Annotated in this window: 12 protein-coding genes; 5 read left to right on the top strand and 7 right to left on the bottom strand. The window is 49.0% G+C overall.

What is annotated here, in order from left to right; translation table 11 throughout:
• Positions 1–17: 17 nt before the first annotated feature.
• Complete coding sequence (gene dnaE, locus BLT51_RS07795; RefSeq protein ID WP_091282694.1) at positions 18–3,566, top strand: DNA polymerase III subunit alpha; 3,549 nt, start codon at positions 18–20, stop codon at positions 3,564–3,566.
• A 56-nt stretch (positions 3,567–3,622) separates the two neighbouring features.
• On the opposite strand, the gene BLT51_RS07790 is transcribed toward dnaE, so the two are convergent.
• The 6 genes from BLT51_RS07790 to BLT51_RS07765 all read right to left on the bottom strand — a co-directional run bounded on the left by BLT51_RS07790 (position 3,623) and on the right by BLT51_RS07765 (position 7,565).
• Positions 3,623–3,850: an RNA-binding S4 domain-containing protein gene (locus BLT51_RS07790; RefSeq protein WP_091281894.1), complete on the bottom strand. Its 228-nt coding sequence runs from the start codon at positions 3,848–3,850 to the stop codon at positions 3,623–3,625.
• Between the two features lie 2 nt (positions 3,851–3,852).
• Complete coding sequence (locus tag BLT51_RS07785; RefSeq protein WP_091281892.1) at positions 3,853–4,482, bottom strand: DedA family protein; 630 nt, start codon at positions 4,480–4,482, stop codon at positions 3,853–3,855.
• Positions 4,483–4,872 carry a Fur family transcriptional regulator gene (locus tag BLT51_RS07780; protein WP_331712000.1) on the bottom strand — a complete coding sequence of 130 codons (390 nt, stop codon included), beginning with the start codon at positions 4,870–4,872 and terminating at the stop codon, positions 4,483–4,485.
• 63 nt (positions 4,873–4,935) lie between these two features.
• Positions 4,936–5,793, bottom strand: a complete 858-nt coding sequence (locus tag BLT51_RS07775) for a metal ABC transporter permease (protein ID WP_091281887.1) — start codon at positions 5,791–5,793, stop codon at positions 4,936–4,938.
• Entirely contained in the window at positions 5,786–6,508 is a 723-nt protein-coding gene (locus BLT51_RS07770) for a metal ABC transporter ATP-binding protein (RefSeq protein ID WP_091281884.1), read from the bottom strand. The genes BLT51_RS07775 and BLT51_RS07770 overlap by 8 nt, the downstream gene beginning before the upstream one ends.
• 1 nt (position 6,509) lies before the next feature.
• Positions 6,510–7,565: a metal ABC transporter substrate-binding protein gene (locus BLT51_RS07765; RefSeq protein WP_157672969.1), complete on the bottom strand. Its 1,056-nt coding sequence runs from the start codon at positions 7,563–7,565 to the stop codon at positions 6,510–6,512.
• 199 nt (positions 7,566–7,764) lie between these two features.
• Here BLT51_RS07765 and BLT51_RS07760 point away from each other — a divergent pair, with 199 nt between their 5' ends.
• From BLT51_RS07760 to dusB, 3 genes are read left to right on the top strand one after another with little or no spacing between them, the layout of a single operon-like run.
• A complete protein-coding gene (locus BLT51_RS07760) occupies positions 7,765–9,159 on the top strand; it encodes a glycine--tRNA ligase (RefSeq protein ID WP_091281880.1) in 1,395 nt (464 codons plus the stop codon).
• Entirely contained in the window at positions 9,149–10,372 is a 1,224-nt protein-coding gene (locus BLT51_RS07755; RefSeq protein WP_091282692.1) for a YibE/F family protein, read from the top strand. Before BLT51_RS07760 ends, BLT51_RS07755 begins: the two co-directional genes overlap by 11 nt.
• Positions 10,369–11,592 (top strand): tRNA dihydrouridine synthase DusB, encoded by a 1,224-nt coding sequence (dusB, locus tag BLT51_RS07750; protein ID WP_091281877.1) that lies wholly within the window; start codon positions 10,369–10,371, stop codon positions 11,590–11,592. Before BLT51_RS07755 ends, dusB begins: the two co-directional genes overlap by 4 nt.
• 2 nt (positions 11,593–11,594) lie before the next feature.
• Here dusB and BLT51_RS07745 read toward each other — a convergent pair whose 3' ends face one another.
• Complete coding sequence (locus BLT51_RS07745; RefSeq protein WP_091281876.1) at positions 11,595–12,620, bottom strand: hypothetical protein; 1,026 nt, start codon at positions 12,618–12,620, stop codon at positions 11,595–11,597.
• A 35-nt stretch (positions 12,621–12,655) separates the two neighbouring features.
• Here BLT51_RS07745 and BLT51_RS07740 point away from each other — a divergent pair, with 35 nt between their 5' ends.
• Positions 12,656–13,906 (top strand): deoxyguanosinetriphosphate triphosphohydrolase, encoded by a 1,251-nt coding sequence (locus tag BLT51_RS07740; protein WP_091281873.1) that lies wholly within the window; start codon positions 12,656–12,658, stop codon positions 13,904–13,906.
• Positions 13,907–14,027 lie beyond the last annotated feature (121 nt).

Raw genomic sequence — 14,027 nt, 5'->3', positions numbered from 1 at the left:
TCATTAGACTAGATGCCATGGCTGGAAAAGATTTTGCGCACCTACACGTTCACACTGACTATTCGCTGCTTGATGGTGCAGCAAAAATCAATAAACTGGTAGCTGAAGTTGCGCGGTTAGAACAGCCGGCTGTGGCTATTACCGATCACGGCTATTTGTTTGGCGCTTACGAAATGTACAAAGCGGCTACGGCAGCTGGTATTAAGCCGATTATTGGTTTGGAAGCATACATGACGCCGGGAACGTCACGTTTTGATCAGTCCCGTCAGCTGTGGGGCACGCCGGCACAACGCTCAGATGATGTCTCTGCTCGTGGTGCCTATACCCATATGACTCTGCTTTCCGAGAACAATACCGGAATGCATAACTTGTTTCGGATGAATTCCTTAGCATCGTTGGAAGGCCAGATGGGGAAATGGCCGCGCATGGATCGTGAGCTTCTGGAAACGTATCATGATGGCCTGATAGGTACGGCTGGATGCCCTTCTGGAGAGATTCAGACGCGATTACGACTGGGGCAGTGGGATGAAGCGCTCAAGGCTGCAGGGGAGCTCCAAGACATTTTTGGCAAAGACCATTTCTTTGTCGAAGTCATGGATCACGGCTTGGAAATCGAACGTCGGGTGCAAAACGATCTGTTAAAGATTGCTCGGATGATTGGCGCTCCACTTATCGCAACGAATGATTCGCATTATGTTAAGCGCGAAGATCGAGACATTCAGGACGCGATGCTCTGTATTAATTCTGGCTCAACCTTGATGGATCCTGATCGCTTCAAATTTGATGGCGACGGCTATTACATTAAGTCTTCCGAAGAAATGTGGCGTCAGTTCGAGGACTTGCCCGAAGCTGTTGAAAATACTTTGCTTGTTGCTGAGCGTTGTAATGTATCTTTCCAGACTACTGCCGATGGCATTAGCTATATGCCTGCTTTCCCCGTCCCGGCAGGCGAGGATGAGACGTCGTGGTTTATTAACCAAGTTGAAGCTGGCCTATTAAAGCGTTACAACGGATCAGTTCCTGCACACGTGCGGGAGCGAGCTGATTACGAGGTTGGCGTCATCACTTCGATGGGATTTCCGGGATACTTCCTGGTTGTTTCCGACTACATCAAGTGGGCTAAAGAACACGGCATTCGAGTTGGACCGGGCCGAGGCTCTGGAGCTGGCTCGATGGTCGCTTACGCGTTGGAAATTACGCAGCTTGATCCGATCAAACACGATCTTCTCTTCGAACGATTCTTGAACCCGGAACGTGTTTCTCTTCCGGATATCGACGTCGACTTCGACGATCGTCGTCGTGATGAAGTCATCCGGTACGTGGAAGAAAAATATGGTGCGGACAAAGTCGCCCAGGTGGTCACGTACGGCACTATTAAAACGAAGCAAGCGTTGAAGGACGCAGCGCGGGTTTTAGGCATGCCCTTCCAGATGGGAGACCAACTTACTAAGGCGCTGCCACCGGACGTCCAAGGAAAGTCGATTGCGGTCAAGGATATTTATAATCCGCAGGCGGCTAGGTATAACGAAGCCGGAGAGTTCCGTGAATTCGTGGATTCTAATGCGGAAGCCAAGCGAGTCTTTGATTTTGCATTGGGCTTAGAAGGCATGACGCGGCAAACGGGTGTGCATGCCTGTGCTGTGATTATGTCGTCGATAGCGCTAACGGACGTTATTCCTATCATGAAGCGATTGCAAGACGGTGCGATCATTACTCAATTCGAGTACCCACAATGTGAGGAACTAGGACTGGTCAAGATGGACTTCTTGGGGCTATCGAACTTGACCGTGATCGAAGGAGCGCTCACCAATATCCGCAACAACGGTAAGGAAGCTCCGGATATTGATGCTATTCCACTCGATGATAAAGAAACCTATGATCTCCTTGCGCGCGCCGAAACATTAGGCATCTTCCAGTTGGATTCTCCGGGCATGAGGCAATTGCTCAAACAGATGAAGCCAGACACCTTCGCCGATATTTCGGCTGTTTCGGCACTATATCGTCCAGGTCCAATGGGTGCTAATTCGCACACAAACTATGCGTTGCGTAAGAACGGACTACAAGAAAAGACGCCGATTCATCCGGAGCTTGCTGAAGCACTTGAGGACATTTTGGGTAAGACACATGGTCTGATTGTGTTCCAAGAACAGGTTATGCGTATTGCTCAGAAACTTGCTGGCTTTACGCTAGGCCAGGCAGATCTTTTGCGTAAGGCAATGGGTAAGAAGAAAGCCGATGTGCTGCAAAAGCAGTTTAAGAGTTTTGCTCAGGGTATGCGTGATAATGGGTACTCCGACAACGCGATCAACACCTTGTGGGATATTTTGGTGCCATTCGCGCAGTATGCCTTCAATAAATCGCATTCTGAAGCATACGCTTTAGTTACCTATCAAACTGCGTATCTTAAGGCTCATTATCCCAGTGAGTACATGGCGTCGTTGCTGACATCTAACCAGAACAATAAAACAAAGGTTGCAACCTATCTGGCAGATACTCGGCGCATGGGGATTCGGGTGAATGTGCCAGATGTCAATAAATCGATGGACGTGTATTCTGCAGTCGGCAACGAAGTCCGAGTGGGGCTTAGTTCAGTGCGCAACGTTGGAAAACTCGTCGTCGAAGGAATTATTTCTGCACGCCAAGAGAAGGGAGAGTACACGTCATTCCAGGATTTCCTTGATAAAGTTCCGGCTGCTGTGCTCAACAAGCGTGCTATTGAATGTTTGATTAAAGCAGGAGCTTTCGACTCGCTGGGCTACTCCCGCAGAGCTTTGGTGGCAATTCATGAAGAAGCTATCGAGGCAGTGCTACCAGTGAAACGGAACGAAGCTGGCGGACAGTTTGATCTGTTTGGCGGTCTGGGCGAAGATAACCCAATCGCACAATCATTTAGCGTAGAGATTCCGGATCTGCCTGAATGGGATAAGAAAGAAAAACTCAATATCGAGCGGGACATGCTTGGTCTTTACGTTTCTGATCACCCGCTTTCCGGTTTAGAAGCATTCCTTGATCGGGTCGCTGATCATACTATTTTGGGAATCCAGAATGAGGAAAATCCGGTCGATGGACAGACAGTGACTGTTGCTGGTCTAATCACGTCAGTGCAGACTCGTATCTCACAAAAGAATGGTAAGACGTGGGCTACCGCAACCATCGAAGATTTCACCGGATCTATCGAGGTGAACTTCTTCCCGGCAACGTATTCGTCAGTATCACAATTCCTGATGCCGGACACTGTTGTTACGGTTAAAGCACGTATGTCTGTTCGCGACAGCGGCATTCAGCTGAATGCAATGGATATGAAAGTTCCACAGCTTGCTGGGATAGCTGAGGATACTCCACTAGACATTCAAATACCAGAGCGCATGCTTACTCAGGAGTTAATGAGTAAATTAGCTGATCTTCTCAAACAGTATCCAGGCAAGGCCCCGATTCGAGTTCATGTGCGCCAGCTAGGTAAAACCACTGTTGTCCAGCTACATGATAGTTTCAAGGTAAATGCTAATCCTGCGTTGCTTTCTAACCTGCGAGTGTTGCTGGGTAAGAACGCATTAGTAACTGAATAAAACAGAAGCGGAGTTGATTCGATGAGAAAATCGACTCCGCTTAAATGCCACTATTTTTAGGCTCCGCGAACTATCGCACGCAGTCGAGGCCCACCTGGAAACGATACTTCGACAAGGTCACCATCGTTTAATTTTGCTGCACGATGGGTATTAACAGCTCCATTTACCCGGACGAAACCTTCTTGAATAACTTCGCGGGCTTGTCCGCCGGTTTCGGTTAAACCTGAAAGCTTAACAAATTGGCCCAGCTGAATGGGGAGCCGGACGGTGAATTCTTCAGTCATTTTTACTCCGTTAGTTTGGATGGTTCGAGCTGATCTTCGGCAAGAGCATCAGCCAAGTTGCCTAGAGAACTGGGGGTGCTATCGTTGTCAGCGGCTGTCGCGTCAATCATGTCATCACCTGCACGTTTGCGTCGGATAATGAAGATGCCGTAGATGCCCAGAATAGCAACGACGACGATGACTCCCCATGGTGACCCTGCTGCTGATGCCATGGCTGCTTTCCATACTGTCCAGCCAATTGTTGCATAAATAGCAGCCCATGCAGCCCCGCCAGGTATCATAGCTGCGGTGTATAACATCCACGGCATTCGCAAAATACCAGCTGACATATTAGCGATTGTTTGAAAGCCTACGGTTAGAAAAGAAACTGTGACAACAGGCCATCCGCGTCGTTGGACAGTATCGATTCCGCGGACAATGCGTTCTGACGTTAACCAGGCTTCGAAACGTTTAGTTAGCATCGTTTTGTGTTCGTGACCCACGATACGGTCATAGACTATATGCGCGATGTAACGACCTAACCAGTATGTTCCTTGAGCTCGGAAGAAAATAACAACACACAGAAATGAAAATACGATGAGGAGTGGCCCGTGTGAGAGGAAATAAGAAATGTCAGCGATAAGATTCGTCATTTAGCTATTTTCTTTTCTAGAGCACCGGTCACACAACCCGAAAATTTCGAATGAGTGGGATAGACGGGTAAAACCGTGTTCGGCAGCAATACCTTCAGCCCAGCTCTCAATTCCTGCTCCAGAAATCTCAACTGTTTTTCCGCACGATCGACATACCATGTGATGATGGTGAACTGATTCAGCACAGTAACGGAATAGTTGGGTCTCAGAGTTTTCTAAGCGCAACACATCGACAGAACCATTGGCCGCTAACGCTTGTAAATTACGATATACAGTGGCTAAGCCGATGGCTTCACCAGACCTTTCTAAAGCATCATGGACTTCTTGTGCTGACAGAAAATTCTTTTCGCTACGTAAAAGTTCCCAAATAGCTTGACGTTGTTTCGTCATGCGTTGCATTGTTTCCCCTTTAACTGCCAGGCACACGCTTTGTAGTTATGTGTAAAAGACTAATTACTGTACCGTTTTCCACCTTAACACAACCAGTATAGCTGGACGGAAGGCAACCACAAGGACGTAGAGGCTGACAGCGTATAAAACGATAGTTGCACCGGGGGACCATGGGTAAAAGTACGTTGTTATGAGTCCGGTGATAGCGACTATCACTCCAATGCCCATGGCCAGATACATTGTTGACCGAAATGAACGCATGACTATCTGCGAGATCGCTACCGGGATAATCATGAGTGCAGATACTAAAAGGGCTCCTACCACTCGCATTGCAACGGACACTGTTAAGGCGGCGGTTACCGCAATAACCGCAGATAAGAAAACGGTTGGAAGACCGGAAGCACGGGCGTGCTCTTCGTCGTGGCATAATACAAATAAAGCTGGTTTTAGGCCCAAACCGATTGCCAAAATGACAATGCATAAAAGTACCGTAAGTGCTACGTCCAGCTCGGTTACTGTAGAAATTGAGCCAAACAAATAGGACGTGAGAGTCGATGTTGTGCCACCGGCAATCCCGATCAGAATAACGCCACCGGCAATGCCACCATAGAAAACTAGAGCTAGGGCAACATCTGCTGAGGAACGTCCGCGGTTACGCATCCACTCGATCAACAGTGCTCCAAGAACTGATGCAACTATTGCGCCAGGAACAGCCCAAGCATCACGGTTGGCAGCGTTGGCGGCATTGGCGGCAAGCCATCCCATCGCGACTCCAGTGAGAGCAATATGACCAATCCCGTCTCCCAGCAGAGTTAGTTGGCGCTGAACCAGATATGTTCCGACGACGGGGGCAGATAGCCCAACAAGAACCGCCACTATCAAAGCACGAACCATCAGCGGGGAGGCTAAGAACTCAAGCATGAATTTCTCCGTAGCATATAGATGGAGAGGGGGTTTCAGAGGGAATCGGAACTTTAGAAGAGCGATCGAATCGGCCGTTGTTAACGACATAGGTTTGGTCGATAATGGAGTCGAGGCTGTATAGATCGTGGAGAACCATCACAATTGTTTTTCCTTGGTTCCGTAGTATGGTCAGCGCTTCAATAATATGTTCGCGCGATTGGGAATCAATTCCGGCGAACGGTTCGTCTAATATGAGTAGATCAGGATTGCGAACAAGCGCTCGTGCAATCAGAACGCGCTGTTGCTGTCCGCCTGAAAAAGTTTGAACTGATTCATGTGCTCGGGCTGCTAGACCAACTGTAGCTAGAGCTGATAGTGCTTGAGTTTTGCTGTCTTTTGGTAGTTTGAAATGCCAGCCATATATGAGTCCTGACATAACCGTTTCGAGTGCGGTAGCAGGGATCTTTGATGATTGGCTTACGCGTTGCGGAGCATATCCAATCCGTTGCCAGGGGGCCTTTCTTCCTAGCGCATGGCCGAACAGGCAAACAGTCCCTTCGTGCGGAATTACTCCAACAAGCGCGCGTATAAGAGTGGACTTTCCCGAGCCGTTAGCGCCTAGTATCGCAACCGTAGAGCCAGCATCAATGTCCATATCAATGCCGTGAAGAATTTTCGTTCCATCTAAAGTCACGTGTAAATTACGGACGCTAACGGCCGGGGAAGTTGTCATTTTACTTGGTGCACCTCATTGAGTCAGAAAGAGCAGTCAGATTATGTTCCATCATATCGATATAGTCGGCAGATTCGTCACCAGCTGTTGCAGCCACGTTCAAGACGGCAAATTGTGCGCCGGTTTCTTGTGCGACTGTTTGCGCAACTTTTGCTTCACCATTAGTCGGAGTGAAAATCGTGTTGATATGCTCTTCGTCAACAAGCTTCTTTACTTCGACAATGCGTGCTGGTGATGGCTCAAACTCAGGATCAATTCCAGCAACGCCGATCTGCTTTAATCCGTATTCATGGGCCAGGTATCCAAAAGCTGCATGGGTGACAACAAAAGACTTTGTTTCACAAGTTCCGGCAAAAGCTTGTTCAAACTTCTTATCGAGATCTAACAAGCGCTGTGTTACTTTGTCGGCATTCTTCTCATAGTCTGTGGCGTGCTTAGGGTCCTTCTCGCTCAGCTGTTTGGCGATGGTATGAGCTGCTTGAGCCATACGTGCTGGGTCAGTCCAGAAATGTGGGTCGTAGATACCATGGTCGTGATGAGCGTGTTCGTCGTCGTGGTCAGCATGTTCGCTGTCATGGTCGGCGTGTTCGGCGTGTTCGGCGTGTTCGGCGTCGTGCTCGTGATGTGCGTGTTCATCATGCTCGTCATGATCAGCGTGCTCATGCTCGCCGCCAGTTTCTTCGTTCTTGAGAAGCTCCACCGAATCGCCGATATTAATAGCATTCACTTTAGCTGCGGCTACTGCATCATCAATTGCTGGTGAGAGTTTAGCTAGGTAGAAAACTACATCGGATTTCTGCATATCCGAAATCTCTTTTGGCGATAATTCGACGCCATGAGCATCGGCGCCAGGTGGAGTTAGATCCGTTACGGCGACGTGGTCTTGTCCTACTTCATTGACAAGATAAGTCAGCGGATAAAAGCTAGTAGTAACAGATACTTTGGCATCCGAAGCTGACTTATCAGGTGTTGCGTCTGAGCATCCAGCGAGCGCGAATGCAGAGGCGCTCACAATTGCGGTGATTTTACTAAGGTACGATAGTCGTTTATTTTTCATAGTCATATCTCCATCAAACCCTAAATGAGAATGATTGTCATGTAAGGGTTGCCTGAATGCTTTTAGTGTGTCTGCTTTAACTAGAGTGACCATCCTTTATGTGGGATATAGCGAGAGTTTGTACTCTGTCCCACGTAGAATAGAGAAACAAACTTATTACTGCATCATCCAGATGCAGACGTCTGAAAGGAGTAGCCGCATGGCCAAGAAGGCCCCATCGCGACTCGATAATGTTATTTCCCTAGCGAAACGTCGTGGATTCGTGTTCCCATCCGGCGATATTTACGGTGGCACACGTTCGGCGTGGGATTACGGCCCGCTAGGTGTCGAGCTGAAAGAAAATATCAAGCGTCAATGGTGGAAAACTAACGTTACCGGGCGCGAAGATATGGTGGGTTTGGACTCTTCTATCATTCTGCCACGTGAGGTGTGGGTAGCCTCTGGTCACGTCGCTACATTCTCAGATCCGCTTATCGAGTGCCAGCATTGCCATAAGCGTCTTCGAGAAGATGATCTGATCGAACAGTACGCAGAAAAGAAAGGCATAGCTGAATCAGACGTATCGATGTCAGATATTGCGTGCCCGAACTGCGGCACTCGTGGTGAATGGACTGAATCCAAACCGTTCTCAGGACTGCTTAAAACATTCTTGGGTCCGGTGGATAACGAAGAAGGTCTACACTACCTACGTCCAGAAACAGCACAGGGTATCTTTGTTAACTTCTTGAATGTTGTTACCGCTTCTCGTAAGAAGCCGCCATTTGGTATTGGTCAAGTAGGTAAGTCATTCCGTAACGAAATCACTCCGGGTAACTTTATCTTCCGTACCCGCGAATTTGAGCAGATGGAAATTGAATTCTTCGTCAAACCAGGTGAAGATGAGGAATGGCATCAATCATGGATCGATGCCCGCTTAGCTTGGTATGAGGATCTGGGTATTTCTCGTGAAAACCTGCGCCTGTACGAGCATCCAAAGGAAAAGCTCTCCCATTACTCCAAGCGTACCGTTGACATCGAATACCGATTCGGATTCCAAGGCTCAGACTGGGGCGAACTTGAGGGTATCGCGAATCGTACTGATTTTGATCTTTCTTCGCACAGCGAGGCCTCTGGTAAGAAGCTTGAATACTTCGATCAAGCTTCGGGTGAGCGCTACACGCCATACGTTGTTGAACCTTCAGCGGGATTGACCCGTTCATTGATGGCATTCTTGACCGAAGCTTATACTGAAGATGAAGCTCCAAACACCAAGGGTGGAGTAGACAAGCGTATCGTTCTGAAACTCGATCCACGGTTGGCGCCAGTCAAGGTTGCTGTTTTGCCATTGTCGCGTTCCGCTGATCTATCACCAATGGCACGAGAGCTTGCGGCTAGCCTGCGTAAGCACTGGAATGTTGATTTTGATGATGCTGGAGCAGTTGGTCGCCGTTACCGTCGTCAAGATGAAATCGGTACGCCATTCTGTATCACCGTCGATTTTGATTCACTAGAGGATCAGGCTGTTACGATTCGGGATCGTGACACGATGGAACAAATCCGCATTCCAATTGATGAAGTTGAAGCCTACCTGGCAGGTAAACTCATTGGCTGCTAACAAAGTTGCACCGACTGGCGGGGAGAATATCCCCGCCAGTCACTCCCACACCCATTCCCACTCGGCGCCATTGGCACTGTCACCAGCAGATCGGCGCCGAGTTAGCGTCGCATTGGCATGCGTCGTCGTCCCGTTAGCTCTGCTAACCATTATCGGACTAATCGTCATGTGGCCGTCTGGACAAACACCAGTAGGATCGCGTCCAGAATTTAATGTTGGTTCGCAACAAGCAATTGGAGAAATTAGTGCCATCGGAGAAACCGATGCGAGCATGCAAACTCCAGTGAAAATGCTTGTTGATGGAACTGAAGTTGGTATCCATGTTCCATACGAGTACGTTAAAAATGGCCTTGATGTAGGAGATCGCGTTAAGGCAATTTTTTCTCCTGATCTTGTAGGTACTGACGCTCCATATATTTTCGTTGATTTCGTGCGTTCAGTTCCGTTATGGGTTCTGATTGCGCTATATGTTGGAGTTGTTGTTTTAGTTGCTCGACTCAAAGGTGCTGCTGCGTTAGCAGGATTGGGTGTTTCCTTAGCAGTCGTCGGGTTCTTTATGTTGCCAGCTCTAATGTCTGGCGAATCGCCGCTACTAGTCGTACTGATTGGTGCAGCGGCCATGATGTTTACCTCTATCTATCTGGCACACGGTATCTCAATCCGAACTACCACTGCCGTGTTGGGTACTCTTGGCGGGCTGATTATTACTGGGCTTGTTGCATGGTTAGCAATTGGTAGCGCTAATCTTACTGGTGTCTCAAGTGAAGATTCGATCGCAATCTTCAGCCAGTTAGGAACGTTGCGCATGAACCAGATCCTCTTGTGCGGAATGATTCTGGCGGGCTTAGGCGCGTTAAACGACGTGACTATTACTCAGGTGTCCACGGTTTGGGAGCTACACGCTGCAAACCCGACAGCTATGCGCCGGAGAATCTTTGGACAAGCTATGGTGATCGGACGAGACCATATCGCCTCAACAGTGTATACGCTTGCTTTCGCCTATGTTGGTTCCGCGCTTCCACTACTTATGAGTGCTGCGCTAGTTGATCGTGGGTTTGTAGACTTCTTGATGATTGGCCAAGTAGCGGAAGAAATTGTGCGTACCCTAGTTGCCTCAGTCGGTTTGGTTTTGGCTATCCCGATGACGACGGCGATTGCCTGTCTTTTTGCTCCTGTAGCTCCATCACATTCAAGGAATAGTAGTATTTCATGAGCGTTCGCATTGGCGATGTTTTGTTAGAATCTCCAGTGATCCTTGCACCAATGGCGGGGGTTACTAACCCGCCTTTCCGTCAGCTATGCCGTGAATTCGGAGAAGCCGGCGCTCGTGCTGCTGGTGTTGAGCTCCCAAAAGCCGGTCATAATGGTGGTAACCATAGCTACGCGGGACTGTATGTTTGTGAGATGGTCACTTCTCGTGCCCTGATAGAGCGCAATCCGGAAACAATGACGATGATTAAGCCAGATCCAGCAGACCCGGTACGTTCCATACAACTATACGGTGTTGAACCAACATCTATAGCCCGCGCTGTTGACATATTAGTGCGAGAAAATCGAGCCGATCATATTGATCTGAACTTCGGTTGCCCAGTTCCAAAAGTAACTCGTAAGGGTGGTGGGTCTGCATTACCGTGGAAGCATTCACTGTTTTCCCAGATAGTCACTGGTGCGGTTGAAGCTGCCCACCGAGCATCCCGAGAATCGGGACGAGACTTCGTCGTTCCGGTTACTGCCAAGTGCCGTATTGGTATCGATGAAGATCATATGACGTTCAAGGACGTAGCCCGAATGAGTGAGGATGCTGGAATCTCTGGACTAACCTTGCATGCACGTACTACAGAACAGCACTATTCTGGCCGTGCCCGCTGGGAATTTATTGGCGAGCTGAAGCAAATGACCTCCCTGCCAATCTTTGGTAATGGTGACGTATTCGAGGTGGGCGATGCTCGCGCGATGCTCGTGCAAACAGGCGCAGACGGGATTAGCGTGGGCCGTGGATGCCAGGGGAGACCATGGTTATTTTTCGATCTCGTTGCTGCATCGTATGGCTCTCCGTATCGTTATCGACCAGCGTTGCGAGAAGTTGCAGATATCATTGTTCGTCACGGTGAGTTGTCAGTTGCACATTTTGCCGATGAACATCGTGCAATGCGGGAACTCCGTAAGCATGTTGGCTGGTACCTGCGAGGGTTTGCGGTGGGCGGCCAAATGCGTCACCAACTGGGCTTGATCGAATCAGTTGAGCAGCTGCGTGAGCTTCTCGATACGCTTGACCTTGATCAGTCTTTCCCAGAAGCTGCAGAAGGTCCACGCGGTAGAGCGGGTGGGGCAAAACGCCCGCATCTTCCTGAGTTTTGGTTGGACTCCCACGATTTGTCACCGGTGCAGCAAGAGAAAATTCATGAGGCAGAAGTCAACGTTTCTGGAGGCTGATCTTATTTTACTTTGAGCCAAGCAACGTCCCCTGGAGGTAAAAGCAGATTCCCATCATCGGCACGAGGTAATTCAATTTGAGAAGTAGTTAAAACTCGGCCATCATTCGCAATCGGATCTGGCTGTCCCGAAAAATTAGCACGTATCTCAATTTCTCCAGCGTATAAGATGACAATACCATCAGCTAGTCTAGAGCGATCGAGCACTAAGTTTGCTGTAGCCATTTGGTATGTTTGGCGGATGCGAAGAATATGTCGAATTGACGGTGGAATATGGCTAGATTCGGCGTCGATATGGACTAATCCTGGTAAAGCCAGTGCTAGGGCCATGACTCCAGCAGGAGATAACTCGCCAGCGGTAGCATGAACCGATCCAGCGCTTAAATCCCAAGCGGGTAGCGTTCCTGCAGAGTCAAAGAGCCGGTATAACTGAATGATTTCAGAACTAAAGCTTGCGCTGGTTATAGGTAAATTGAGTGGTCGACTACGCACAATATGGACATAGGCGTCATAGACTTGGTTTGAAAAGTCGTCAAACTGCTCTAGGGTGTCTCCCCATAAGCCCAAAGACAGAACCGATTCGGGGTGAGCCAAGGAAACCTGGGCTTGGAGCTCGCCTAACGACATACCGCCAATGCGGCTGGTAAGTTCGGTTAGATGATGAAACCCAAGCTCGATGCCCCATCCGCCTTGATCTAACCACTGCTTGAGAGTGCTTGGCGGGCTATCAAGTGCACTAATATCGGGGAGCAACCGGATTGAGCGTTTCTCGGCTCTCGACATAATAAAACCAAGTTTTAGATTTGAACATCCGGCCGGAATCGTTAGCGTGTTTATTCCGAGGCGAGCAATTCGCGAAATTAGGTTAACAGTCTCATCGGTAGTGGAGGTCTCATGCTCTGAAGCGTGGTACCAGACGGAATGCCTGTCCCACGGTTGAATTGTAGCGTTGTCTCGATAAACCACTGCAGCGATATCATTGCGATGCGTGGTGGGAGTCTCACCTGCGTCTAATCCTGTGTTCCCCATAGTCTTTTTGCTGTCCTAAAAGGTAGGGTAGTTGTGTGATTCAAGCCTACACTGCAATAGACAAAGAACGCTGGGTGAGCGAAGGTGTCAAGAGTTCTGCTCGCACAGATTTTGAACGCGACCGGGCACGTGTCCTACATTCCGCCGCACTACGGCGTCTGGGTGCAAAAACTCAAGTGATGGGGCCAGAATCTGACGATTTTATTCGAACCCGCCTTACACATTCGCTTGAAGTAGCACAAGTAGGTCGTTCCTTGGCTAAGAATCTCGGTGCTGACGAAGACGTGGTAGAGACCGCTTGCTTGTGTCACGATTTGGGTCATCCGCCGTATGGACACAATGGAGAGAACGCACTTGATGAGATTGCTCAATCGTTTGGCGGATTCGAAGGCAACGCTCAGACTTTGCGGATTCTAACTAGGCTTGAGCCAAAACGTTTCCATAGTGATGGGCGTTCGGCGGGTTTGAACCTTACCCGGGCCACGGTTGACGCAACAGTGAAATATCCCTGGACACGTTTCGCTGGGCCGCGTGGTAATTCTTCGCCTAAATTTGGCGCTTATGACGACGACGTCGCTGCTTTTTCTTGGGCTCATGAAAACCATGGCGAGAGCCGTTCCGCTGAAGCTCAAATGATGGATCTTGCTGATGATATCGGTTACTCCGTACATGATGTTGAGGATGGCGTTTTTTCTGGCTATATTCATCCTGCTCGTTTGGGCCCCAACAATGAGGCAGAGATTCGCGCCGTCGTCGAATCAACGCTCGCATGGTACAAACCGAAGTGTAGTGAAGACGAGCTTGGTGCCGCTGGAGAACGTGTGTTAGCGATGAATGCTTGGCCCCGAGATTATCGCGGTTCTCAGCGTGATATGGCTGGATTAAAAGACTATACGTCTGATCTGATTGGGCGTTTTATTTCATCGGTCACGGATGCAACGAAAGAGCAGTGTCCTGATCCGCTTGTCCGATACTGTGGAAACGTCATTGTGCCACGTGATACTGAATTAGAAATAATGTTTGTGAAAGGTATTGCAGTGCACTATGTAATGGCGCCACGTGAGCATGAGGCACCATATTTCGAGCAACGCACTATTTTATTCGATCTTATGGATGCGCTAGTTGAAGATCCCGTAGAGCGTATGGAGCCGATGTTTGTGCAATGGTGGCGCCAAGCTCCTGACGAAAATGCGCGACAGCGCGTCATTATTGACCAAATTGCTTCGCTGACTGATCAGTCTGCGCGTCAATGGCATTCACGATACTGCGGCATGCTTCGAAACTAATTGCGTTTCACCTTGCTGTGAGAAGAATCAAAATGTATTCTTTGAACAGCTGGCTGATTAGCAGATACGAGGGTGTATCACTATGGCCAGATTTGTCAATGGAGACATAGAGAAGGTTCGA

Source organism: Arcanobacterium phocae, assembly GCF_900105865.1.
GTDB lineage: Bacteria > Actinomycetota > Actinomycetes > Actinomycetales > Actinomycetaceae > Arcanobacterium > Arcanobacterium phocae.
This window is presented reverse-complemented; position numbering and strand designations above follow the sequence as displayed.

Excerpts from the sequence above, each read along its gene's own strand:
- BLT51_RS07770 (WP_091281884.1), bottom strand. The coding sequence starts at position 6,508 with ATGACAACTTCCCCGGCCGTTAGCGTCCGTAATTTACACGTGACTTTA.
- BLT51_RS07765 (WP_157672969.1), bottom strand. The coding sequence starts at position 7,565 with ATGAAAAATAAACGACTATCGTACCTTAGTAAAATCACCGCAATTGTG.
- BLT51_RS07775 (WP_091281887.1), bottom strand. The coding sequence starts at position 5,793 with ATGCTTGAGTTCTTAGCCTCCCCGCTGATGGTTCGTGCTTTGATAGTG.
- dusB (WP_091281877.1), top strand. The coding sequence starts at position 10,369 with ATGAGCGTTCGCATTGGCGATGTTTTGTTAGAATCTCCAGTGATCCTT.
- BLT51_RS07790 (WP_091281894.1), bottom strand. The coding sequence starts at position 3,850 with ATGACTGAAGAATTCACCGTCCGGCTCCCCATTCAGCTGGGCCAATTT.
- BLT51_RS07760 (WP_091281880.1), top strand. The coding sequence starts at position 7,765 with ATGGCCAAGAAGGCCCCATCGCGACTCGATAATGTTATTTCCCTAGCG.
- BLT51_RS07780 (WP_331712000.1), bottom strand. The coding sequence starts at position 4,872 with ATGACGAAACAACGTCAAGCTATTTGGGAACTTTTACGTAGCGAAAAG.
- BLT51_RS07785 (WP_091281892.1), bottom strand. The coding sequence starts at position 4,482 with ATGACGAATCTTATCGCTGACATTTCTTATTTCCTCTCACACGGGCCA.
- BLT51_RS07745 (WP_091281876.1), bottom strand. The coding sequence starts at position 12,620 with ATGGGGAACACAGGATTAGACGCAGGTGAGACTCCCACCACGCATCGC.
- dnaE (WP_091282694.1), top strand. The coding sequence starts at position 18 with ATGGCTGGAAAAGATTTTGCGCACCTACACGTTCACACTGACTATTCG.